Annotated in this window: 23 protein-coding genes; 14 read left to right on the forward strand and 9 right to left on the reverse strand. The window is 53.5% G+C overall.

From position 1 onward, the window contains the following. Positions 1-116: 116 nt before the first annotated feature. Both ACP9M6_RS08910 and ACP9M6_RS08915 read right to left on the reverse strand, forming a co-directional pair. Positions 117-1,898 carry a sensor histidine kinase gene (locus tag ACP9M6_RS08910; protein WP_427450356.1) on the reverse strand — a complete coding sequence of 594 codons (1,782 nt, stop codon included), beginning with the start codon at positions 1,896-1,898 and terminating at the stop codon, positions 117-119. Positions 1,899-2,020: 122 nt separating this feature from the next. Next, on the reverse strand, positions 2,021-2,830 hold the full coding sequence (locus tag ACP9M6_RS08915; RefSeq protein WP_427450358.1) for a LuxR C-terminal-related transcriptional regulator: 810 nt from the start codon (positions 2,828-2,830) through the stop codon (positions 2,021-2,023). On the opposite strand from ACP9M6_RS08915, the gene lipA reads away from it, so the two are divergent. Beyond that, positions 2,829-3,794, forward strand: coding sequence for a lipoyl synthase (gene lipA / locus ACP9M6_RS08920; RefSeq protein ID WP_427450360.1), 966 nt, complete (start codon positions 2,829-2,831; stop codon positions 3,792-3,794). The genes ACP9M6_RS08915 and lipA overlap by 2 nt on opposite strands. Further along, positions 3,794-4,309, forward strand: a complete 516-nt coding sequence (locus tag ACP9M6_RS08925; protein WP_427450361.1) for a type II toxin-antitoxin system RatA family toxin — start codon at positions 3,794-3,796, stop codon at positions 4,307-4,309. Before lipA ends, ACP9M6_RS08925 begins: the two co-directional genes overlap by 1 nt. Here ACP9M6_RS08925 and ACP9M6_RS08930 read toward each other — a convergent pair. Further along, complete coding sequence (locus tag ACP9M6_RS08930) at positions 4,301-4,798, reverse strand: CinA family protein (protein ID WP_427450363.1); 498 nt, start codon at positions 4,796-4,798, stop codon at positions 4,301-4,303. The two genes, ACP9M6_RS08925 and ACP9M6_RS08930, sit on opposite strands and share 9 nt — an antisense overlap. Beyond that, entirely contained in the window at positions 4,795-5,940 is a 1,146-nt protein-coding gene (locus ACP9M6_RS08935) for a bifunctional 2-C-methyl-D-erythritol 4-phosphate cytidylyltransferase/2-C-methyl-D-erythritol 2,4-cyclodiphosphate synthase (RefSeq protein ID WP_427450365.1), read from the reverse strand. The genes ACP9M6_RS08930 and ACP9M6_RS08935 overlap by 4 nt, the downstream gene beginning before the upstream one ends. Here ACP9M6_RS08935 and dusB point away from each other — a divergent pair. From dusB to hflX, 9 genes are all read left to right on the forward strand, one after another. Continuing rightward, positions 5,921-6,991, forward strand: coding sequence for a tRNA dihydrouridine synthase DusB (dusB, locus tag ACP9M6_RS08940; protein ID WP_427450367.1), 1,071 nt, complete (start codon positions 5,921-5,923; stop codon positions 6,989-6,991). The two genes, ACP9M6_RS08935 and dusB, sit on opposite strands and share 20 nt — an antisense overlap. Then, a complete protein-coding gene (locus ACP9M6_RS08945) occupies positions 6,988-8,040 on the forward strand; it encodes a two-component system sensor histidine kinase NtrB (RefSeq protein ID WP_427450369.1) in 1,053 nt (350 codons plus the stop codon). The genes dusB and ACP9M6_RS08945 overlap by 4 nt, the downstream gene beginning before the upstream one ends. Continuing rightward, on the forward strand, positions 8,037-9,350 hold the full coding sequence (locus tag ACP9M6_RS08950; protein ID WP_427450371.1) for a sigma 54-interacting transcriptional regulator: 1,314 nt from the start codon (positions 8,037-8,039) through the stop codon (positions 9,348-9,350). Before ACP9M6_RS08945 ends, ACP9M6_RS08950 begins: the two co-directional genes overlap by 4 nt. 101 nt (positions 9,351-9,451) lie before the next feature. Beyond that, positions 9,452-11,692, forward strand: coding sequence for an ATP-binding protein (locus ACP9M6_RS08955; protein ID WP_427450373.1), 2,241 nt, complete (start codon positions 9,452-9,454; stop codon positions 11,690-11,692). Next, positions 11,689-13,074 carry a sigma-54-dependent transcriptional regulator gene (locus tag ACP9M6_RS08960; protein ID WP_427450374.1) on the forward strand — a complete coding sequence of 462 codons (1,386 nt, stop codon included), beginning with the start codon at positions 11,689-11,691 and terminating at the stop codon, positions 13,072-13,074. The genes ACP9M6_RS08955 and ACP9M6_RS08960 overlap by 4 nt, the downstream gene beginning before the upstream one ends. A gap of 23 nt (positions 13,075-13,097) precedes the next feature. After that, on the forward strand, positions 13,098-14,471 hold the full coding sequence (gene trkA / locus ACP9M6_RS08965; RefSeq protein WP_427450376.1) for a Trk system potassium transporter TrkA: 1,374 nt from the start codon (positions 13,098-13,100) through the stop codon (positions 14,469-14,471). 13 nt (positions 14,472-14,484) lie between these two features. After that, complete coding sequence (locus tag ACP9M6_RS08970; protein WP_427450378.1) at positions 14,485-15,924, forward strand: TrkH family potassium uptake protein; 1,440 nt, start codon at positions 14,485-14,487, stop codon at positions 15,922-15,924. Between the two features lie 149 nt (positions 15,925-16,073). Next, positions 16,074-16,319: an RNA chaperone Hfq gene (gene hfq / locus ACP9M6_RS08975; protein WP_427450380.1), complete on the forward strand. Its 246-nt coding sequence runs from the start codon at positions 16,074-16,076 to the stop codon at positions 16,317-16,319. 14 nt (positions 16,320-16,333) lie between these two features. Continuing rightward, complete coding sequence (hflX, locus tag ACP9M6_RS08980; protein WP_427450382.1) at positions 16,334-17,650, forward strand: GTPase HflX; 1,317 nt, start codon at positions 16,334-16,336, stop codon at positions 17,648-17,650. Here hflX and mazG read toward each other — a convergent pair. Genes mazG through ccmA form a run of 5 tightly spaced genes read right to left on the reverse strand, consistent with a single transcriptional unit; the run spans position 17,647 to position 20,540 of the window. Then, positions 17,647-18,402, reverse strand: coding sequence for a nucleoside triphosphate pyrophosphohydrolase (gene mazG / locus ACP9M6_RS08985; protein ID WP_427450384.1), 756 nt, complete (start codon positions 18,400-18,402; stop codon positions 17,647-17,649). The genes hflX and mazG overlap by 4 nt on opposite strands. Next, entirely contained in the window at positions 18,399-18,506 is a 108-nt protein-coding gene (ccmD, locus tag ACP9M6_RS08990; RefSeq protein ID WP_427450386.1) for a heme exporter protein CcmD, read from the reverse strand. Before ccmD ends, mazG begins: the two co-directional genes overlap by 4 nt. Continuing rightward, positions 18,499-19,254, reverse strand: a complete 756-nt coding sequence (ccmC, locus tag ACP9M6_RS08995; RefSeq protein ID WP_427450388.1) for a heme ABC transporter permease CcmC — start codon at positions 19,252-19,254, stop codon at positions 18,499-18,501. Before ccmC ends, ccmD begins: the two co-directional genes overlap by 8 nt. After that, on the reverse strand, positions 19,255-19,923 hold the full coding sequence (locus tag ACP9M6_RS09000; RefSeq protein WP_427450390.1) for a heme exporter protein CcmB: 669 nt from the start codon (positions 19,921-19,923) through the stop codon (positions 19,255-19,257). It abuts the gene before it with no gap. Beyond that, entirely contained in the window at positions 19,920-20,540 is a 621-nt protein-coding gene (ccmA, locus tag ACP9M6_RS09005) for a heme ABC exporter ATP-binding protein CcmA (RefSeq protein WP_427450392.1), read from the reverse strand. The genes ACP9M6_RS09000 and ccmA overlap by 4 nt, the downstream gene beginning before the upstream one ends. 54 nt (positions 20,541-20,594) lie before the next feature. Here ccmA and ACP9M6_RS09010 point away from each other — a divergent pair, with 54 nt between their 5' ends. The 3 genes from ACP9M6_RS09010 to ACP9M6_RS09020 all read left to right on the forward strand — a co-directional run bounded on the left by ACP9M6_RS09010 (position 20,595) and on the right by ACP9M6_RS09020 (position 24,193). After that, positions 20,595-21,044 (forward strand): cytochrome c maturation protein CcmE, encoded by a 450-nt coding sequence (locus ACP9M6_RS09010; RefSeq protein WP_427450394.1) that lies wholly within the window; start codon positions 20,595-20,597, stop codon positions 21,042-21,044. Between the two features lie 368 nt (positions 21,045-21,412). Next, a complete protein-coding gene (gene crtY / locus ACP9M6_RS09015; RefSeq protein WP_427450396.1) occupies positions 21,413-22,615 on the forward strand; it encodes a lycopene beta-cyclase CrtY in 1,203 nt (400 codons plus the stop codon). Further along, the gene (locus tag ACP9M6_RS09020; protein WP_427450398.1) at positions 22,616-24,193 is read left to right on the forward strand and encodes a phytoene desaturase; all 1,578 of its coding nucleotides are present in this window, start codon (positions 22,616-22,618) and stop codon (positions 24,191-24,193) included. It begins immediately after the preceding gene. The last annotated feature ends 22 nt before the right edge of the window (positions 24,194-24,215 follow it).

The raw sequence follows: 24,215 nt of genomic DNA on the forward strand, positions 1-24,215 counted from the left end.
TGGTACCAAACCTCCTTTGCCTGCCACATGGCAGATTGAGGTTAAAACGTTGCAAAATTTGTGCCGAAAGTCAGTTTAGGGCGTCAATCTCGCCAATTTGCAGAGGCGAGCTGGTCTCATGCGTCAATATTACCTGGTAACTCCAACCGTACGCGGAGCCCGGATTTCGATTCTGTGGCGGCTAGAAATTCAATATTTCCATTTAGGTCCTTGGTGCGTGTTCTAAGATTGGACAGTCCCTTTGCGCCTGGCCGCAAATTGTCTTGTGATAGTCCAATCCCATCATCTTCAATCGTAATTTCAATCGTGCCATTGGGCAGTATCCGGCTTTTAAAATGAATTTCTGAGGCCTTGGCATGACGAATAATATTTATCACGGCCTCTTGAATGATCCGGTAAATGGAAAGCACCTCTTCCGGTCCGTAATTCGGCTGATGCCCCAGGTCGCCCGCATCCCAATCCAGTTCTATGCCGGCTTCATAAAGAGCAGGTTCCAATCGTCCGCGAAGCGCACCGAGCGCGAGGTCCAGTTCGCCATCGGCTGTGTCCATCGAATCGACGATGAGGCGAAGTTCCTGAAGGCTGTCATCAAGCTCTTTTCCCATCTCGCTGGGGGCCAAACGCCCACCTTTTGCACGGAGTGAGAGTGACAGCAGCTTCCCGCCGACGCCGTCATGCATATCACGCATGATCCGTTTGCGTTCATCCACGAGCGCAGCCTCACGCATTTCGGTCTCACGTTGTGCGTAAACATTTGCGATTTCGGCTTCCCGCTCGGCGAGTTGAGAGACAAGGAATGTGTTGGATTTTGCCAGCATTCTCTGGGTTTCTACGAAACTTCTCAGAAAACCACTTAAAATCGTTAATCCCAGAAAAATACAAATGATTGGCCCATAATGAAGTGTCACAGGCGTTCCCATCCAGATGGCTGCTGTCGCATCTAAAGATACAGAGGAGATGATATCTATAACGACGGCAAGAATGGTTGAGAGGAAGACAACTGCACTAAACATACTGATCTTCAATTCTCTGAGAAGAGCAGAGCAAACTTGCCAAATCATAGTTACGATTGCAAATGCGGCAATAACATCTGCGATCAAGATAATGTCGATAAAAACGGATCTATCCAGGAAGATCATTGCGATGAATAAGCCTAGATAGAGCAATGCCATCAAAGGGACTGCATAATACCGAATCCATCGTTTTCTGAATGTCCATTCATTAATGAAAGAGAGTGCGGAAACGGCGACTATGAAAATAGCGAAAGTATAGATAAGGTTACCTATATTCCCAAGTGCGCCTGTAAAAACGCCGGTATATGTGAGGCAAACCGTCATCCAACCCAGCATGAGGCAGCCGAATGCAACCATCTCTCCAGGCCTTTTTGAACGGAGTGAGAGTAGGAACGCGATCAAACCGCCAATCATGCAGGCCGCCGCGGAGAATGTGACCATCCAGACACCCATAACATATTGCCAACGGTAAGCTCGCAGAAGGTTACGTTTTTCAGACAATAGAGGCATGCCGACATAAGGCTGATTTTTTGTCGTTTGCGCCCTCATCTCCAGAAAGTAAGGTGGCTTAAGTTCCTCTGGGAATAAGTATAAATGTGGTTCCTGAAAAATATGACCATTAAGACGGGCTGGCCGACTATAAGGCAGTAATCTTTCGCCATTGACCCTCATGTCAATTGTACGTCGAGAATATTGGATGAGGATCGCAGGTTCCGTCAGGCCTTTGACATGATCGGTGATATCACCCGATATGTAAGCTGTATCCGCGCCGCGTTGTCCAATATAACTTCCATATCCGTCTCGCCCAACCGTCAATCGTGGACTGCCGTCAGGAACAGCCGTGGCCAAACTGTCGAGTTTGACCACGTTTTCCGGGACCATCATTCGCTCGCTTATGAGGATAGAAAGATAAAGTGCGAGAACAGTAGATAGGACCACAACGGTAAGGCGCATTGCCCCGGACAAGCTTTCGCGAGAATGCGAGAGTCCATGCGATAGGGTGTCCATTAACTTGCGTTCAGATCGATCATGCCCTCTTGAACAGCTTTATAGACTGCCTCACCCCGCGAGGTAACGGCCAGTTTGTGATAGATGCTCTTCACATGTCCCCCGACCGTATGGGGCGAGATATCCATATCGCGCGCAACCTCCTTGTAGGATCGCCCGCGGGCGAGTGCGGAGAGCACTTCAATTTCACGCTTAGATAGGAGGTTCGGTTTATCCGATTGCGTTGGCTTGGGTGTCTCTTTTCGAACCCGTTTCAACAGATGACCTGCCACGGCTGCGCTAATCGGTGCGCCGCCCTCTAAAACGGTTGTGATTGAATTGAACATTTCAAAGTCAGATCCACCTTTGAGGAGGTATCCATCCGCGCCCGCCTCGACAGCCCGGATAACGCTGGTGACGTCGCCAAAGACGGAAATGACCATCGCACGCCTATGGTTGGCCTCGTCACCGCTCCGCCAGTCGCGGATAAGGTCCGCTCCATCTCCGTCACCCAGTTGTAGGTCGGTCAGGAGGAGGTCGAACTGTTCGGCTTTGGTGTCGACCAATGCTTTGGCTTCAGTATAGTTATTCACACCTGCAAAAAGTTCGAGGCGAGGGTGTTGTTCGACAAGCTGTGCACAGCGTTCAAAGGCGCTGGGCTCATCTTCCACCAATAGTACGCGGCTAGGTTCCATATTAAGAACCTTTTCAGACAATGGGCTCTGTTTTTCAATCGGCGTGTTCATGGGGGTTAGAGTTGCGGATTTGGCGCAGCTTGGGAAGCTGAATTTGCTTGAATCCGCCGCTTTGCCCGCCCATTTAGCGCTCATGGCTACGATACTTGATCTGAACGCGAATAAAGCAAGACCGCGACATCCTGAAAAGGCGAACCGCCCGGATACAGAGGTCCTGCGCAAACCCAAATGGATTCGTGTAAAAGCCCCGACGTCTAAAGGCTATGCGGAGACACGGAAGATAGTGAAAGACAAAGGCCTCGTGACCGTTTGTGAGGAAGCAGCTTGTCCGAATATCGGGGAGTGTTGGGAGAAATCTCATGCAACCTTCATGGTGCTGGGCGAAATCTGTACGCGGGCTTGCGCATTTTGCAATGTGGCAACAGGATTGCCGCAAGATGTGGATGCCTATGAGCCAAAGAAGATTGCGGAAGCTGTCCTTGAGATGAAACTCAAACATGTCGTGATTACATCTGTGGACCGGGACGACCTCGACGATGGCGGTGCGCAGCATTTTGTCGACGTGATTGAGGCTATTCGTGCGAAGTCGCCCGACACAACAATTGAAATTTTGACGCCTGATTTTCTGCGCAAGGGCGACGCCCCGAATAAAGTGATTGATGCGCGGCCTGATGTGTTTAACCACAATCTGGAAACGGTGCCGCGTCTCTATCTGAAAATTCGTCCGGGGGCGCGTTACTATCATTCGCTGCGTTTGCTAGAGAAGGTGAAGGACCGCGATCCGTCGCAATTCACGAAATCCGGCCTCATGGTGGGTTTGGGTGAAACGAAAGAAGAGATCATGCAGGTCATGGATGATATGCGGTCCGCCGGCGTCGATTTCCTGACCATTGGCCAATATCTTCAGCCCACGCGGAAACATGCGAAAATTGACCGTTTTGTCACGCCGGAAGAGTTTAAATCCTATGAGACGATCGCGCGGGCGAAAGGCTTCTTGATGGTGTCAGCCAGTCCGCTCACCCGTTCGTCCTATCATGCGGATAGTGACTTTGCACAAATGCGGGCCGCGCGCGATGCTAAACTAGGCGTTAGCCGCTAATGCCGTCGACGAGAATTGTCAGACGCATCCGTCATGACGCGGATGGTTTATTCGCGTTGGTCGCGGATGTTGAAAATTATCCGGAATTTATCGATCTGATTTCGGCGCTTCGTATCACGAAAAAACTATCTGACACGGAGTTCGAAGCCGAGGCCATAGTCGCGTATAAGATGATCCGTGAGACCTTTAAATCTCATGTTACGATTGACCCAAGCACCATGAAGATTAGCGTCAAAAAGGCAGAAAAGGGCGGCGCGGTTAAATCTCTATTGAATGAGTGGAAATTTCATCCAATTGAAGATGGCTCTACCGTCGTCGATGTCGTCGTGGATGTGCGGTTGAAAGCCATGCCCTTAGAATTCCTCCTTCGCGAAAAATTCGCCAAGGCGGCGGTTCATATTATGAACTTGTTTGAGACCCGCGCAGGGAGAACTCTGCCACATATTGGTGAGAAGCTTTACGACTCCGGCCCGGAGTTGAAACGCCTCGGTTTGAAATCTGAAGGCCTAGTCTAAAGCTTTTAGAAGCGCTTTCAGGGCTTCCAAACAGGTTGCATCTCTGACTTTGTTTCGGCTCATATCTGCGAAGTGATGAAGCACGGCAAAGCTCGCCTCCCGCGTTGCAATGCCGATCCAGACGGTCCCAACGGGTTTGTCTTCGCTACCGCCACCCGGGCCCGCTACGCCCGTGACGGCGACTGCGAGGTCGACGTCCAAACGTTCCACCGCGCCTGCGGCCATACGTGTGGCGACAATCTCGCTGACCGCGCCGTATTTCCCGATTGTCGAGGGCGGGACGGCGAGGAGCTTGGTTTTGATTTGATTATCATAGGCGATGATGCCGCCCTTAAACATACCGGAACTGCCGGATGTTGCGGTGATGGCCGCCCCGATGAGTCCGCCTGTACAGCTTTCCGCCGTCGCAATTTTCCAGCCCTTTAATGTCGCTTTTTCCACGAGTTCCGCCGAAAGGCCGAAAATCTCTTTCAACATATTCTGGCTCATGACCCAAGCCTCACTGTTGCAACGGCCTGTGCCGCAAGGCCTTCGCCGCGACCCGTAAAGCCGAGTTTTTCGGTTGTCGTCGCTTTCACACTGACACGGCTAAGCGGAAGGCCGCAAAGCTCCGCAATCTTCTCCCGCATAGCCTCGCGATGCGGTTTGATTTTCGGTTGTTCGCAGATCAAAGTAACATCCACATGTTGAAGCAACCCTTTGCGTTCCTTCACTTTATCCATTGCAAAGAGAAGAAATTTATCGCTCGACGCGCCTTTCCATTGTGGATCGGAGGGCGGAAAATGATCGCCAATATCCCCAAAACAAAGCGCGCCTAGAATGGCATCCGTCAGCGCATGCAGTCCCGCATCTGCATCTGAATGCCCCTTCAGTGTGTAGCCGCAGTTAATCGGAACACCGCATAGCCAAAGCGGATCATTGGATTCGAAATCGAATTGATGCACGTCGAAGCCGGAACCTGTTGCGGTGTAAGTCTGATCTACCATGCGCTCTGCTTTGGCGAAATCTTCGGGATAGGTCACCTTGAAATTATCGGGATCACCGGACGTGAAGGAGAGGGAGAGGCCAGCGGCCCGCGCAACCGCAATATCATCGGCATGGCTTTCGCCCGGTTTCGCAGCGTCAAAAGCCGATAGGATATCGGCGTAACGAAAGGCTTGTGGGGTTTGCACCCGTCTTAACGCATCGCGGTCCACGCTATCTCCCTCCAAGGTTTTGAGCGCATCAGCGATGGGTAGGGCAGGTGCCGTGGCCTGATGCGTTTCGAGAGCGTTCGATAAGTCCTGCAAAAGCGTCTGTGTCAGGAAGGGCCGCGCGGCATCGTGTATATAGACATGATCGATTCTCTCGCCTTGCAGGACATTCAGCCCCGCCCGCACAGAATCCGTGCGTGTCGCCCCACCAATGGTCGTTCTGACCTCGTCGCCAAAGGGCGCGAGGCAGCCTTCCGCAAAATCATCATCTGCGCTTATAACGACAATGATTGTCCCGAAATTATGGGCTTTTAGAGCATTTTGCAGTGTTCGAACTAAAAGGGGTTGTGATCCAATTCGCCTATATTGTTTCGGTATATCCCCGCCCGCGCGCATGCCTTTTCCGGCGGCGACCAATATGAGTGCGTCACGTGTCATCGTGCTTTCCAACTCCGGTGAATTATTGTGCGGTTCGCAAAAACAGCTTACGACGACTGCAATGGCAAACCCAATCCATATCGGCAAGCATGTCTTGAAAAGTCGTGTCCTGATCGCGCCCATGTCGGGGGTGACGGATTTGCCCTTTCGGAAGGTTCTGCACCAATTTGAGCCGGGCTTAGTCGTGTCTGAAATGGTCGCAAGTGAGCGTCTTGTCTCGGGTGATGCGGAAAATCTCGCGAAAGCGTCGGGTCGGGGATATGTGGACCCGCTCGCCATTCAACTCGTTGGGCGGGATCCGCATTGGATGGGCGAGGGCGCGAAGGCGTGCGAGGCGGCGGGCGCGGATATTATCGACATCAATATGGGTTGTCCCGCGCGCAAAGTGACAGGGGCCCTGTCAGGGTCGGCCCTGATGCGGGAGCCGAAACTGGCGCTTGAGATCATCGAGGCAGTTGTTGAAGCAGTCGATGTGCCTGTGACACTAAAAATGCGCTTGGGCTGGGATCATGAGAGTTTAAATGCGGCAGATATTGCAAAGTCTGCCGAAGATATTGGGATTCAAATGTTCGTCGTCCATGGGCGTACACGGTGTCAATTTTATAAAGGTGAGGCCGATTGGGTGGCTGTTTCCTCTGTCGTTACTGCGGTTGATCGTCCGGTCTTCGTCAATGGAGATATTTTCGACGGCGCGGATGCCGTGAAAGCTATGGAGGAGTCAGGCGCAGACGGTGTGATGGTCGGACGCTCTCTGATCGGGCGGCCCTGGGATATTGCGGAAATCCGGGCGGCGGTAGATGGTGACTCGGTCAGCCAACCCACATTGGCAGAGAAATCAGAAATTGCCGTCGCACATTATCGCGATATCCACGATTTTTATCCCGAAGGGAAAGCCATCCGCTTCGCCCGCAAACATCTGGCAGCCTACTGCGACGATGCCGGATTGTCCAAGGATGACCCGTTGCGTAAACGTGTCTGTCAGGGGTTGGACGCGGAGGATGTTGCGGAAGCGCTGTCACAGGTGTTCTTCCAAAATGCGGTGGCGGCATGACGAATATTGTACCGCTTGTCGAAGACTGGCCATTCCCGCTATTTAAGCTGGATGATGACGACCATATTCTTTGGGTAAACCAAGCTGCACAGGAATGGCTGGGGCGGTCATCTCATAAAATTGAGGGAAAACGCCTCTGGGATATCGTCGCAACAGACCCGGACTCGCAGGGTATTACGGGTAAAGCGCGAGATAAACACGCCGCCATAACGACCCGTCATGTGTCGGTCAAAGATATCAAAGCGGGCGGAGACGGACGCATGGCCCATCTGACTGCCTATATGACATCTGATGGCGTCGGCCTATCGGTCTGGTTCCTTGGCCCGCAGCCACGTGAAACGAAAATTGGCGGTCAGGTCGTAACGGGTATGGGCAGAATGATTGCCCATGAACTCAAAAATCCGCTCGCCGGTATAAAAGGCGCGGCGCAACTCCTGCGCGATGATGTTGCCAGCGTAGAGGGCTTGGCGTTGATTGATCTTATCGGGTCAGAAATTGACAGAATTAGCCGTCTAGCAGACCGGATGGAGAAACTGGGGGATGCTGACCCGGAAGAGGGGCAGCGCGTGAATATTCACGAAATCCTACGACAGGCGCGTCGTATCATTCAATCGGCTAGCCCGAATGTCGTCTTTGATGAGCGATATGACCCGTCACTCCCACATGCTTATGGCGACGCGGACACACTGATGCAGGCCCTTTTGAACCTGATCAAGAACGCAGCGGAAAGTACGGGCCATAAGGGTAAAATCCGTTTGGAAACCTCATTCCGATCCGGTGTGCGCGGGGGGCCGTCCGCTAAACATTTACCGATGCAAATCCGAATCATCGATGATGGTCCCGGAATTCAAAAGGACCTTCTGGCCCAGATATTCCAGCCCTTCGTGACAACAAAAACGGACGGACAAGGTCTTGGTCTGGCGCTGGTTTCCAAAGTGGCCGCCGCACATGAGGGCATAGTCGAAGTACAATCTGTTCCTGGCCGTACCGTTTTCTCCCTGCTCCTTCCTGCGCCGCCTCACTCTAACACCGAAGAGTTATCACTATGAAATATGAAATCCTCCTCGCCGATGATGATGACAGTGTGCGTTTGGTTCTCTCGAAAGCCCTCACCCGTGCAGGCCACAGTGTGAAAGCAACGGATAATGCGGATACGTTGCTGAAATGGGCGGAGGCCGGGCAGGGTGATATTGTGGTGACAGATGTCATGATGGGCGGACGCGAGGTATTTGAGAGCCTGCCGCAACTCTCAGCCGCTCGTCCGAAACTTCCGGTCATCATCATCAGCGCGAATAATACGGTGAACACGGCGCTGAAGTCTGGTCAGCACAAAGTGTTCGAATATGTGCCGAAGCCGTTTGATTTGGACGATGTCACAAATGCCGTCGCGCGGGCGGGACAATCGGTCAATCCGCGAAAGACCCGTATGCGGAGTGAGAATAAACGTCTTCCCATGATTGGACGGAGTGCCGTGATGCAGCCCGTCTTCCGTGCTGTGTCACGTTTTGCTGCGGGTAATCTGCCCGTCCTTATTCAGGGCGCTGTTGGATCCGGGAAAGACCTCGTGGCGCGTCTGCTCCATGATGGTGGGCCTCGAGCGGATCGCCCGTTTCTGCGGACAACAGATTTTGAAAACACGTCTCTCACGCTTCAGAAGGTCAATGGCGGCGATATCTATATTGACGAGATTGGTGAACTCTCCATGGCAACGCAGGAGCGGTTGCTCGCCCTGATGAATGAGGCTGAAATGATACCGCCCAATAGTCGCCCCCGCGTGATTTCTGCGACACGGAAAGACTTGCGGGACTTGGTTGAGAAAGGCCTGTTCCGTGATGACCTTTTGTTTCGGATAAATGTGGCGGAGATTAAAATCCCGAATCTCGCCTCCCGCGATAAGGACACTTATGAACTCGCGGAAGCTTTTCTCGTTCAGGCCTCTCCCAATCAATCCCGGCGGTTCGATAATGATGCGCTGGATGTTTTACACCGCCATAAATGGACCGGGAACGTCCGGGAATTAGAGAATCTGGTCCGGCGACTGGCCGTCCTTTACTCTGATGATGTGATCACGGCGGATATGGTTCTGCAGGAATTCAACAAAGACCTGCCGCCCGTCGAAAAAGCCGACGCTAATCGGGACCGTTTAGGACAACAATTAGAAGAGGCCTGTCGCAGTCTGTTGAATGCGGAAAATGACGAGGGCGAGTCGGCCTACACAACAGCGCTGGCCTGGGTCGAAAGGCCTCTCATTGTTGAGGCTCTTCGCCTGACGGGCGGGAACCGGGCCAAGGCGGCGGATAAGTTGGGCATCCACCGCAATACGCTTCGTACGCGGTTGAAATCCTTGGATATCTCTTAAGACAAACAGTGTTGAATTTTAGCAACACCGCGATATAGTTGCAACAGTCTAGCCCCTTAGGGGCAGTTGCAGCGGGACCTGTTCTGAATAATCAGACTGATATGTCAGGCCAATTACCTTTAGCGGCACAGCCTATTCCCGCTGCCAAACGCGGACCTCGCCTCGTGCGGTCAACGGTCTTTGGCGCGCTCTTTATTGCCTCCATTCTGTTGACGATTTTGGGGGCGCTCTTGTCTTATTCCGCTGATGCGGCGCGGATTGAACAAGCCTATGATATCTTGCGTTATAATCTCGCTCTGATCTTGATTTTAGCTGTCTATCTCGGGGTTCGTATTTGGACGACTGTTTTTGCAAAATCCGGCCGGCAGGGCGCGCCGCTTTTGCATAGGCGGTTCGTAATGATTTTCTCTCTCGCCGCCCTTACGCCGGCCATTTTGGTTGGCGGGTTTTCGACATCGTTGCTCACCCAGAACCTGTCGGGTCTGTTTGGAGAGAGTGTTCGCAATAATATGGAAGAGGCCCGTCAAATCCTTGACGGATATATCGCACAGGAATTTGAGAATTTAGGGCGTGATGTGTCTGATCTCCGGCAGGGTATTACCCGCAATCAGGATTTTGGCTCCCGCATAACCTTTACCGCAGAACTGTTGCGCGAAGCCCAAACCCGGAACCTTGATGCTGTTTATATCTTGCGCGAGGACGGATTCGTTTTGACTCGTGCAGAGGGTGCGGGTGCGCCGGATTTACGTATTCCTGAACCTGACATATTGGCGGGTCTGGATATGGCCGAAATCGCGTTCCAGAAGCGCGAGGATATTAATTATCTCATCGCGCTGGCCAAACTTTCCGAGGCCCCGAACACTTATCTTTATGCCGGACATGTCCTGCGCTCAGACAATCAGGTTCTGTCTTCGATTCAGGGCATTGAAAATGCCAGCCTGCAAATCTCGCGTTTTAATGAGAATCAGGCGCGAATGAATCAGATTTTCTTCCTGACATTCCTCGATAGCGCGCTCTTAATTCTCATGGCGTCCATCTGGTTAGGGCTCGCATTGGCGAATCGAATCATCGACCCGCTCTCAGGTCTCGTAAATGCGGCGGAACGTGTGCGGGCCGGAGATATGGCGGCGCGTGTGGATGTCACGGGGGATTGGGGCGAAATATCAGACCTCGGTTCGGCGTTTAATCGCATGACATCCCAGCTCGAGAGTCAGCGCGATGAATTAATCCGGGAACATGATGTTTCAGAACAGCGCCGACAATTTTCCGAAGCCGTGCTGTCAGGTGTGAGTGCGGGCGTTATCGGCCTCACGCAGCAGGGCAAGATCACGGTGTCCAATGATGCCGCGAAAAAGCTGCTGGAAGACAGAGGTGAAGACCTGATCGGGCAACCCATTAAACTCGTGCTCGAAGAATTCGCGCCCGCTTTTGCCAAGGCGCGTGAGTCAATTGCGGGTACGGCAGAAGATCAGGTGACACTGGAAATGGGCGGGGGGTCCCGGATTTTCGATCTTCACGTATCCGCCTATAAGGGCGTTCGCAATGATACGGGTTGGGTTCTGACCTTTGATGATATGACGCGTCTGGTCTCCGCCCAGCGGCATTCAGCGTGGCGTGAAGTCGCCAGGCGAATCGCGCATGAAATCAAAAATCCACTCACGCCTATTCAACTGTCGGCGGAACGTCTGTCGCGCAAATATGCGAATGAGATCACCTCGGACCGTGAGACATTCGATAATTGTACCCAAACCATTATCCGGCAAGTCGGAAGCTTGGAGCAGATGGTGGATGAATTTTCCGCCTTTGCGCGCATGCCGTCTCCTGATTTGGAACCCACCGATATTGTGACGATTTTGGCGGAAACGATTTTTGCGCAAGGCGTATCATTTCCTGACATTCGCTTCCGACGCAAAGGACCTTGGCCGACATCGACCCTTGTCTACGGGGATGCACGCTTATTGTCCCAAGCGCTCACGAATGTCCTGAAGAATGCGGCGGAGGCGGTTCAGCGCAAAGTGGATGCAGGCGTTGTTGCGCATTTCAGCGGAGAGGTGACGATTTCGCTGAAGTCGATCGGTAAACGCGTCGCCATAGAGATTGTTGATAATGGTCCGGGTTGGCCGTTCAAAGATACGGATCGACTGATGGAGCCTTATGTCACGACGCGTGAGAGCGGGACGGGGCTCGGCCTCGCCATTGTGAAGCGAATTGTCGAAGATCATGGCGGGCAGTTAATGCTCGACACGCCAGAGTCTCAGTTGGGGGCCCGGACGACAATTTACCTGCCGCAAGAAACTGAAACAGAAGTGCTTTCCAGCCCTAGCCAAAGTGAGGTCTTATGACATCCGATGTTCTGATTGTTGAGGATGAAACCGATATTCGGGCCATGATTTCCGGTATTTTGGAGGACGAGGGCTATCAGGTGCGGGAAGCTGCAACGTCGCAAGCGGCCTTGGAAGCCGTGCGGACCCGCAAGCCCAACCTCGTTGTTCTGGATGTCTGGCTTAAGGGCTCGGACATGGACGGGATCGAATTGCTAACGGCCTTGAAGGCCCGCTATGAAAATATTCCAATCATCGTCATTTCTGGGCACGGCACGGTCGAGACGGCCGTTTCTGCCATTCGGAAAGGGGCATTTGATTATATTGTGAAACCGTTCAAAGCTGAAAAACTGATCATCACCGCCACGCGTGCCTTGGAAAATTCCCGGCTGCGTCAGGAAAATGAGGAGTTGAAGGGTAAGACTGTCAATGTTGACCGATTAGTTGGCAGCTCTGCGCAAATCGCGCAACTTCGGCAGAAAATTGCGCGGGTTGCCGCGACGAATTCCCGGGTTCTCATCACGGGTGCATCGGGCACGGGTAAGGAGCTTTTAGCACGCCTGCTGCACGGGCAGTCCAATCGATCTGATGGTCCATTTAAGGCGGTGAACGCCGCCTCTATGGTCCCTGAACGTGTAGAAGAGGAATTATTCGGAGTCGAAGCGTCCGGTCCGGATACACCGCAGAAAACGGGTCTTCTGGAACGCGCGCATAATGGGACGCTTTACCTCGATGAAGTGGCGGATATGCCGCTCGAAACCCAGGGTAAATTGCTCCGCCTGCTCGTTGAGCAACGGTTTAACCGCATTGGGGGGCAGGATGATGTACAAGTGGATGTGCGCGTCATCACGAGCTCGTCTCGCGATCTGACCGATGAAGTTTCAATGGGACGGTTTCGCGAAGATCTCTTCCATCGACTCAATGTTATGCCGCTTCATGCGCCGAAATTGTCAGAACGTCGGGAAGACATTCCGGCTCTGGTGGAGCATTTTATCGAACAACTCGCGGCGTCCACGGGTCTACCGGCCAGACAAATCGGAGACGATGCGATGGCGGCGCTGCAAGCGCATGATTGGCCAGGAAATGTCCGCCAATTACGCAATAATGTAGAGCGGTTGCTAATCCTCGCAACGGGAGAGCCGACCCAAGCCATTACACTCGAAACCCTACCGAAAGAAGTCTCTGTGGTCCGAAGTGGAACAAACTCGCCAGATAATGACCGGATTATTGCGATGCCACTCCGTGATGCGCGTGAGCATTTTGAACGGGAATATTTACAAGCGCAAATTGACAGATTTGGCGGTAATATTTCACGCACAGCCAGCTTTGTTGGAATGGAGCGTTCGGCCTTGCATCGCAAACTCAAATCTCTAGGCTTGGGAACATCGACGCGGGACAGCTAGGCCGCCAACTTTAGGATTACGACATGCGCGTCATTATTTGTGGAGCGGGACGGGTCGGATATGGTTTGGCCGCCCGTCTGTCGGCAGAACGCAATACCGTTACCGTCATTGATACGTCCCCCGACCTCATCCGTCAGATTACGAACCAACTCGATGTGCGGGGTGTGATCGGTCACGGCAGCCATCCGGATGTCTTGGTTAGGGCGGGTGTGAAGGACTGCGATATGATTATTGCGGTCACACATTATGATGAGGTCAATATGATGGCCTGTCAGGTCGCGCATTCGCTCTTTGACGTGCCCACGAAAGTCGCGCGTGTGCGGGCGCAAGGTTATCTCAGCAGTGAATGGAATGACCTTTATTCGCGTGAGAATATGCCCATTGATATTATCATCTCACCCGAGATTGAGATTGGGAAATCTATCCTAAGGCGTTTAAACACGCCCGGTGCGTTTAACGTCGTTCCGTTTGGGGATGGGGCCGTGCAAATGCTGGGCGTCGAAATTTCTGCGGATTGCCCCATCATCCAGACGCCCATCCGTCAAATTCCAGACCTCTTTACGGGGCTTCATGCTGCCGTGGTGGGTATTGAGCGGGAAGGGGAGATATTCGCCCCAACACCGGATGATCCGTTGGAAATCGGAGACCGCGCCTACATTATCACACAATCTGCCCATGCGACGCGGCTTCTGGAAGTGCTGGGCTCAAGAGAAACCAAAGCCCGCCATATTGTGATTATTGGCGGCGGTAATATTGGTATCTATGTTGCGGAATCACTGGAAAAAACCTCCGGGATGCGTGTCCGGGTGATCGAACGCAATAAAGACCGGGCCGAAGCGTCCGCCGCCAATCTGACGCGAACTGTGATCCTTAATGGGGATGCCATGGATGCGGATATTCAGGAAGAAGCCGGCGTCTCCAGTGCGGAAATGGTGATTTGTCTGACCGATAGTGATAGTGTGAATATCCTGTCAGCAGTTCTTGCCAAGAAATTAGGGGCCTCTCACACGATCAGTCTGATCAACGAACTCTCCATGCAGGATATGCAGTCAGAGCTTGGCATTGATATGGTCATCGATCCGCGGGCCTCGACCATTTCTTCTATTTTACGTCACGTTAGGCGTGGTCGTATTCTCGAAGTCTACTCCCTTGAAAATGGCGGTGCGGAAGTGATTGAGGGCGAAGTGCTCGACACATCTCCCATGGCTGGCAAAGCTCTGCGAGATCTGAGCTTGGGCGAGGGCGTGGCTATCGGCGCCGTGATATCTGATGCAGGTGTTATATTCCCAACGCCGGACATCGTTCTGCGTCCGGGCAATCGTGTTGTCCTGCTCGCTGAGAAGGGGGCCTTGTCCGATATTGTGACGATGTTCCGTGTCAGTTCTGATTACTATTAACGGTATACGCTAGGTGGCGATAGACCGCATATTATTCTGGCTGGGTCGAACGTTCCTGCTCTGCACGGGACTGTTTACGATCACGGCAATCATTAGCTTCATCGCGCAAGACCTGTCCGGGGCCATAATTATGGCATCCTTGGGTGTCTCCATCGGTGTATTTGGTCTTTTGCTGGTTATGCTTTCTTCTGGCACCGGAGAGCATGAAACCAAAGCTGAAGCCCTGGTTTTCCTCACGATGTTCTGGGTTTTAGTGCCTGCGATTCTCTGCGTGCCCTTCCGTGTGATGGGGGCAAGTCCGGACCTTCTCTCCGCTTATTTTGAAAGTGTCTCCGCTTTCACGACGACGGGCGCGACACGGCTTGTGCCGGACGCCCTCCCGCCGGTCCTTTTATTTTGGAGATCTCTCCTGCAATGGGCGGGCGGGGTCAGTGTGGCGACCTTTGCCATCGTGATATTAGCGGCGGTAAACCAAACCGGAACGGGGGTGCACCGGTCCATTCTTTTCACATCGCGCAAAGGGGAATTGTTCACGCGCCTCATCGCTATTGGGCGCCTGGTGGCGGGGATATATCTTTTATTGGCTTTGATCGGGTTCACCCTCATGACTTTGGGCGGGGCACCGGCCTTTGAGGCTTTATGCTTAGCCTTGAGCGGGATCAGCACGGGGGGGCTAACACCCCGAGCAGGCCCTCTCCAGCTTTACATACCGCCTTTCGCCGCCACGGTTCTGGCGGTTCTCTGTATTTTTGGCGCGCTCAATCTTGCCATTATTTGGGATTTCTTCCGCTTGCGGAAGATGCGCGAGGCTTGGCGTTTGATCTTGAATGCGGAACATCGTGCGCTGTTCGTAATCTTGGCCAGTCTCGTCGTCATCGGCGTGTTGTTTTCCGGATTGGGTAATCTATTCGATCTCTTCCTCGATAGCGCCTATTTTGTCAGTTCCACCGGATTTCAATATCAGGTGATCAGCATCGACATGGTCCCGCCGGCTATTCTGATCACCGTGGCCTTAGTAGGCGGCTCTGCATTGTCGACAGCGGGAGGAGTAAAGCTCATCCGCATGCTCCTGCTCTTCCGTCATTTGGGCACAGAATTGTCGCGCCTGTCTCATCCTTCACGCGTGCTGCCCATGAAATTCAAGTCGCAGACCATCTCGGATGCGGCCTTTCTCTCTATCTGGATGTATTTCTTTGCTTACACATTGGCCTTTGGGATTGGGATATCCCTGATGGGCGTTGTCGGACTTTCCTTGGATGATGCCATAGCCACCTCTGCGGCGAGCCTGTCCAATGTCGGGCCGCTGCTGAATTTGACACTCCCGGAATCAGGCCTGACCTATGAGCAATTCACGTCTGGACAGATGGGGGTCTTCATTATTCTGATGCTGATGGGCCGAATAGAAGTTCTCGGCGCTGTTGCGCTCTTTATGCCTAATTTTTGGAAGCGCTAGGCCAAGGCGACAGCCTAAGACATTTTTCGTCACATCTGATGGATTGAGGCTTGCAACCCCAAATCGACTGCGCCACAAACTGCGGTGTGGGACGCCATAACACTTTACCCTATGTTATGGCTTAAACATAAAAATAAAGGGGGAGTGATATGCCAGACCGTAATCAAAATCTTCAGGACACATTTCTAAATGCTGTTCGCAAAGCAAAAACGCCCGTTACGATTTTTCTCGTCAATGGAGTGAAATTGCAAGGTATGGTGACGTGGTTCGATAATTTCTGCGTCCTGCTGCGCCGCGATGGTCAGGTCCAGCTTGTTTACAAACACGCAATTTCCACGATCATGCCAGGCGGTCCCGTTCAGTTGCACGATCCTGTTGATACTGACGACGAGTAGGGTTACGGCCCTGCATGGTTGAACATGCTGTTAAACAGGACCGCGCCCTCGTCGCGCATCCCCGATTTGCCGATAATCGCGCATCAGATGCGGATTATGACTTAGAAGAGGCCATTGGTCTCGCCGAAGCGCTTGGCGTTGAACCGTCGGTCGCGAAAATCATTCCGATCCGCGATATTCGCAGTTCGAATTTCTTCGGCTCGGGTCAGATTGACGAAATGGCGGCGGAGATTGCCGCAAATGAATTGACGCTTGTCATTATCAACTCGTCACTCACGCCCGTTCAGCAACGGAACTTGGAACGCACTCTCAAAGTTAAAGTCATCGACCGGACGGGCCTGATCCTCGAAATTTTCGGCCTCCGCGCGGCGACGAAAGAAGGTTCGCTTCAGGTCGAGCTCGCGCGTTTGGGTTATGAACGCTCCCGCCTCGTGCGGACCTGGACCCATTTGGAACGGCAGCGGGGTGGCACAGGCGGTCTGGCGGGTCCGGGTGAAACGCAGATTGAGAGCGACCGTCGCGTCCTGAATGACAAGATAACGCGATTGAAGCGCAAATTGGACGATGTCCGCCGCACGCGTGGACTGCAACGCAAAGCCCGCCAACGCGCACCCGAACGTGTCGTCGCGCTTGTTGGTTATACCAATGCGGGGAAATCGACGCTGTTCAACAAACTGACGACGGGTGGTGTCATGGCGAAGGATATGCTCTTTGCGACGCTGGATACGACCCATCGTATTCTACCTTTGCCGAGCGGGCAAACGGCTGTGCTGTCTGATACTGTTGGCTTTATCTCTGACCTGCCGACCTCCCTTATCACCGCCTTCCGCGCGACGCTGGAGGAAGTGAAAGAAGCCGACTTGCTGCTTCATGTGCGTGACATGTCCGATCCTTTGACGGAACGGAGACGCGAGGAAGTCATGGAAGTGCTGGAACAGATCGAGGCCGGACCTGAACATGGCCAGCCGATTATCGAGGTCTGGAATAAGGTCGATCTGTTGAACGAGCTGGAAGCTGAACATCTTTCAGAACGCGCCAATGCGACGCGCACACATGCCGATATGATGGATGCGTTCGAAATCTCCTGCCTGACAGGTGAAGGTATCGAGGCGCTGGAGAACGGGATTGAGGAAGCACTGACCCGCAACGACCATATTCTGGATGTGAAAATCACGCCTGCCAACTTCTCGGCCCGCGCTTGGTTGCATGAGAACGGGCAAGTCCTCCGCGATGAAGCGTCTGATGACGGCACAGTCCTGATGCAGGTTCGCGTCAATGAGTCGGATGCGGGGAAATTCCTCGCCCGCTACCGCGAACTTATTATCAATTAGAGCCCGTCGCGTTTAGCCGCCTGCCAGAGGGCTTCCATCTCATCCAGAGTGAGCGATTCTAGGTCTGGCTCTGCGCGCTTCTCAACTTCGTTAAACCGCTTTGTGAATTTGCCGTTGGCACGGCGCAGCGCGGCTTCCGGATCGATTTTCAGTTTACGCGCGAGATTCACGACGGAGAAGAGTAGATCGCCAATCTCGTTCTCGATCTCGTCAACATCGCCGTCTTTCACAGCTTCACGAACTTCCTCGATTTCCTCAGACAACTTTTCATAAGGACCATCCGTATCCGGCCAGTCAAATCCCTTCTTCGCCGCGCGTTTCTGCAACTTTTCCGCCCGTAATAAGGCGGGGAGCGACAGCGCGATACCGTCCAGCGTTTTCTGCTCGCCCTTACCGCTCCGCTCTGCCGCTTTAATCGCATCCCAATCGGGTTTCTCCGCCCCTTCGAAGACATGCGGATGCCTCCGCACCATCTTCTCGACAAGACCGTCACAGACATCCGCGAAATCGAAGGCTCCATCTTCGCTCGCGATTTTCGAGTGGAACAGAACCTGAAACAGAAGATCGCCAAGTTCGGATTTTAGATCGGTCATATCCTGACGATTGATCGCGTCCATGACCTCATAGGCTTCCTCCACTGTGTAGGGCGCGATGGTTTCGAATGTCTGCTCGTGATCCCACGGGCAATCCGTCCGCAGACGGTCCATCAGCTTCGTGATCCGCGCATAGGGCGTCGCGCCGAGATCGGTCATCTGCGAGGTTTTCTCAGCGTTAGAATGACGAGCAACCCAAGCGTGAACGCAGAGATGCCGTAAGAGGCCAGAATAAAGGCCGTGTTTTTACCGAAATCAATCATGTGTCACCGTCTCCAGTTTGACGGAAGCAGGTTTATTGGTGGCGGCCCGTTGGGATTTTAACTCTGCCAATTCGGCTTCGGTTCCCCGTAAGGCAAACCAAGCGAGAAGGGCGGTATAGCCCAGCGCCATGAGGAGGAGCGGAAGCAGCAATTCAAAGGGCAATCCCGGCGCGCCAGGTTCCGATATCGTCGCGGGCTGGTGCAGCGTATTCCACCAATTCACCGAGAATTTGATGATCGGAATATTGAGCCATCCGACCATGGCAACAATTGCGGCGAGACGGGCCGCTTGGCGACGATCCGCGACGATATTCCAAATCGCCATATATCCGATATAGATGAAAAGCAGCACGAGAACAGAGGTCATCCGCCCGTCCCATTGCCACCATGTCCCCCAAGCCGGACGCCCCCAGAGGCTCCCCGTGACCAGGGCGAGGAAGGTAAACGCGGCCCCCGGCAGGGCGAGGGACCTCGCGACACTATCGGCGAGATTATGCCGCCAGACGAAACTGACAAGGCTGGCCACCGCAATCGCAGTATAGGCCGCCATGGAACACCAAGCCGCAGGAACGTGGACATACATCATCCGCACGGTCTGCCCGTGCTCAATCGCGGGAGGAGAGAAGATGAGGGACACCAGAGTTCCAAAGCCAATCAGGGCCAAGGCCAGCCAACCCGCAATCGGTGTCGCGTATTTGGAGAACCGCAGAAAACGGGCGGGATTGGCGAGATAGCTGATAAAGCGCATTTAACGATCCGTATTGGCCGCCAGGGCAGCGGCAGTTGCGGGTACTGATACTGCCAATGCCAGAAGAGACAAGCCCGCGAGAGCGCGAAATTCTACCGCAGCCCAGCCTGTGATGGCATAGGCTTGCGACGCCGCCACGCCGAAAATCAGGATCGGCACGAGGAGCGGCGCACTGATGAAAATCGCGAGGAAGCCGCCTTTTCCTTGGCCACCCGTTAGAGCCCCGGCAAGCGCTGTGAAGGCCGCTATGCCCGGAAAGGCCAGCAGGAGCGCGGCGACGAGGCCGATGACCGTCTCAGAATTCAGATCAAAGAGCAGCGACCAAAGCGGAGCCGTTATAATCAGTGGGAGAAGATGGATGAGGCCGAAGGCGAAGATCCCACTGCCCGCCTGTTCCAGATATCCGAACCCGCCCAGCCAAAGCTGTCCCGTTGTCCCGTCTTTTATATCTTCTGAAAATGCGCGGTCCGCGCTCATCAGGGTTGCGAATGTCACGGCCAGCCAGATGAGCGGCACGCCAAGGCGGCGCAGCGTTGACATCTCTCCGTCTAAGGCAATCGCGGAAAGCGTTAGGAAGATCACCATGAAGACCAGCCCGTAAGCCCATGTCCCGCCGGAGCGGGCCGCGCGCTTTACGTCACGTTTAAGTATGGTCGAAACACCGATCATCCGAGCGTAAGTCTTTGCGTGAAGATATTTGCAACGGGAATGGGCGTATGCGACGCGACGATGGCTATGCCGTCATTGGAGATGTGTTCGGATAAGAGCGCGGTCACATCCTCCCGACCCGCGGCGTCCAAACCCGCAAGGGGTTCGTCCAAAATCCAAATTGGCTTTTCCGCAGCGATAAGATTGGCGATCGAGAGTCGTTTCGCTTGGCCGGTTGAAAGCCGTTCCGTCCGAGTTGTAGCGTGGGATTCCATATCCACAGTACCCAAGTCCGCGCCCCAGAATTGCGCGGATTCTAGCGTAGTTAGGCCGGATTTATTGTAAGTGTCCGCAGGCAAAAACGCGACGGCGTCGGGAGCTTTGCAGCTCTCTTCATTCAGGGCCCACGCAACCTGTCCGGAGGCAGGCTGGCTCAATCCCGCGCAAGTGCGCAGCAGGGATGTTTTTCCAATCCCGTTCCCCCCTTCAACCCAGAGAAGTTGTGGTCGGTCCAAGGTCAGCGTCATTGCAGATATCAGGGTCCGGTGACCCCGAATGATATCAACATCAATCAGCTTTAATGTGGCGGTGCCGGTCATGTCCCGTCCATAGCGGTGGTGCGCGATGATGTCACTCATTTGGACTGCGCCATTGCGCTTGCGGGGGAGGCCGTCCGTGCTATGTCTCCGCACATGTCAGATACCCGTGTTAAACCGCCCAATCGTAACCGTCGCCTTCTTTGGATCGGTATTCTCGGTCTTATGCTGGCGGCAGGTTTGTTTCTGATCTTGCAGGCCCTCAATGAGAATACGCAGTTCTTTGAAAACCCATCTGATGTGGTGGCTGAAGGATTTGAGCCCCGTTCTGATATCTTCAAAATCGGCGGGCTGGTGGCTGAGGGGACCGTCGATACGCAGGGCCTGACAACGCGGTTTAGGGTAGAAGATTTTGAACGCGAAATGCGTATGCCCATTAATGTGACCTACACTGGTGCCTTGCCGGATCTTTTTCGGGAAGGGCAGGGCGTCGTGATTTCAGGGCGGCTCACTTCACCGACGACCTTTCAAGCCGTGGAAGTTCTCGCGAAACATGATGAAAATTATCAGCCTGAAATTTCCTACCGTGACGGAGAAGATAAATAGACCGGTTCGTGTGGGGGAACCGACCTATCTATCCGTATTAGCCGAAGCCAATTCTGAAATTCAAGTGACGGATAGCTTGGCCGATGTGGGGCAACCGCACCATCCGTCTGCCCGGATTGCTCCAGACAATTTGTTTATGACAGCGCTAGACAGTGTTTGGGAGTGATTCACAGTATTGTTCGTGTATAAGTTATCCTAACCCTAAGTTTTTTTTAGTTAATTTTGCACCTTTAAGCATAGGATTTGTTTCAGGTGAGGACAAAAATTTTATAAATTGGTTTGCGAAATCAGTGTTTGACCTCCTCATAGGACAGTCCTGCCTGACAGTGATGGCTTGTACTTTTCACCGCGTGGCATAAACCCAACCTATGACAGAAACGCCTGATATGATCATCGTTGGCGCAGGCCTCTCCGGTCTGCTGACGGCGTGGCGCTGCCTTGATGTAAACCCCGGTCTGACGATTGAGATTGTCGAAGCTTCGGACCAAATCGCGGGCGATCACACATGGTCGTTTAATCTGACTGATGTAGCGCCGGATCTGCAAGATTGGATCAAACCTTTTATTGCTTATCAATGGGATCGCTATGACGTGAAATTCCCAAAGCGGGAACGGACTCTGGATATTCCCTATTGTACCGGAAATAGCGAGACACTCCGCGCCTGTGTTCAGCCGCATATTGAAAGCGGGCGCTTGCAGGTTCGGTTGAACACGCGGGTGGAGACGCTCTCTCCTGATCACGTGGTTTTGGGGAATGGGGAGAAATTGTCCGCGACCTGCGTTTTGGATGCGCGTGGGTTCGAACCGAATAACGATGTCTTTCTCGGTTATCAGAAGTTTGTCGGTCACGTGATTAAAACCGAGACGCCACATGGCGTTGAACGTCCCATCATTATGGACGCGACAGTGGAGCAACTTGGCGGGTACCGCTTTGTCTATTGCTTGCCCTATTCTGAAACCGAACTCCTTGTTGAAGATACATATTACACGGACGGCCCCGACTTGCAGAGCCAAGAGGTGGATGCGCGGATTAAGGATTATATCCGCGATCGCTTGCGTGTGGATGAGTATGAGGTTGTGAGGCGGGAGAAGGGGGTTCTGCCAATAACATTGGCGGTAAAAAAAGATGCATATTACCCGCCAGCCATTGGTATACGGGGTGGTTTTTTTCATGCTGTAACTGGATATAGTTTTCCAGATGCGTTGAAAAATGCTTACTGGTTGGCTTGGGATTTTGACTGTTTCAAAAACTTTCCTGACGAACAAGCCGAGGGACATATTTATTCTGCGTGCATAAATTTGAAGCGTGAGAAATATAAGTCCGAACGCTTCCTCCGCCTCCTCAACCGCATGCTGTTCCGCGCGGCAAAGCCCACGGAACGCTATAGCGTCCTCCAGCGGTTTTACGGGCTGAACCAAGGTCTGATCGAACGGTTCTATGGCGGCACGCTGACGTGGCGCGACAAAGCGCGCATCCTCATCGGAAAGCCGCCCGTGCCCGTATCTAAAGCACTTTATAATTTCAGCGAATCCGCCTTTATCAGGCGCGAACGCAAGAAGGACGCGCCGTAAATGAATATCCAAGTTGATCCGGCCAAAATGGTCAAATCCTCCGCACGTCCCACGGCCATCGTTGTGGGCGCTGGTTTTGGTGGCATCGCGCTCGCCATCCGTTTGCAGGCCATGGGATTCCAGACGACGCTGCTCGACAATCGGGATAAGCCGGGCGGCCGCGCCTATGTTTACGAAATGGGTGGGTTCAAATTTGATGGCGGGCCGACCGTTATCACCGACCCCGATTGCCTCGAAGAACTCTTCACGGTCGCGGGCCGCGAGATGAAGGACTATGTCGAGCTGCTGCCCGTAGACCCGTTCTACCGCCTGCAATGGGAAGACGGCGAAGTCCTCGATTACAATAATGATCAGGATTTCCTCGAAGAACAAATCCGGTCCCGCAATCCCGATGATGTCGAAGGCTACCGGAAATTTCTCGCCTATTCGCAGGAGCTTTACCGCGAGGGTTATGAGAAGCTCGGCACGACGGCTTTCCTGAAAATGAGCCAGATGTTCGCCGCCGCCCCTCAACTCGTCCGCCTTCGTGCGGACCGGAGTGTTTATGCGCAAGTCTCCAAATTTGTGAAGGATGAGAAGACGCGGCAGCTCCTCTCCTTCCAATCGCTCCTCGTCGGCGGTAACCCGTTTGCGACTTCCGCGATTTACGGCCTCATCCATGCATTGGAGCGCAAGGGCGGTGTCTGGTTCGCCAAGGGCGGGACGGGCGCACTCGTCGCAGGTTTGGTCAGCCTTTTCAAGGATATTGGCGGCGACGTCCGTCTGAACTCCGAGGTCACAGATATCCATACAGAAGGCGACCGCGTGACGGGCGTAACAACCGCGGATGGATGGACACAGGACGCAGATCTGGTGGCCAGCAATGCGGATGTCGTGCACACCTATCAGCAACTTTTGCGCAAGCATAAGCGCGGCGCGAAATACGGCAAAGCCCTGACCAAGAAGCGCCATTCCATGTCGCTTTTCGTAATCTATTTCGGGCTCGACATCCCGACGCCGGAACATCTGAAACATCACATCATTCTCTTCGGGCAGCGTTATAAGGAATTGATTGCCGAGATTTTCGGGAAGGGTGGCAAGCTCTCGGATGATTTCTCGCTCTACCTCCACGCGCCTTCTGTTACGGATTCTACGATGTCGCCGGAAGGGAAATCCGCCTATTACGTGCTCGCGCCTGTTCCGCATCTGGGTCACGCCGATCTGGATTGGGACGAGATTGGGCCGGCCTATGCGCAGAAGATCCTCGACTATCTGGAAGAACACGCAATTCCCGGATTGAACGATCATTTGGAAGTTATGCATACGCTGACGCCCTTCGGGTTCCGCGACGAGATGAACTCCCATCTCGGCAGTGCTTTCTCGGTCGAACCGATCCTGACGCAATCGGCCTGGTTCCGTCCGCATAACCGCGATGATGTCATCGACAATATGTATATTACCGGCGCAGGGACACATCCGGGCGCAGGCGTTCCTGGCGTTGTCGGCGCGGCGAAGGCGACAGCCGGGGTGATTGAGGACGATTTTGCAGGCGTGCTATCCAAAGCTAAAGCTTCCGGAGACTGGCCGCCCAATACATAGTCGGAGCTCAATGACTTAATAG

Origin of the sequence: Litorimonas sp. WD9-15, assembly GCF_050271975.1 — a bacterium.
GTDB lineage: Bacteria > Pseudomonadota > Alphaproteobacteria > Caulobacterales > Maricaulaceae > Litorimonas.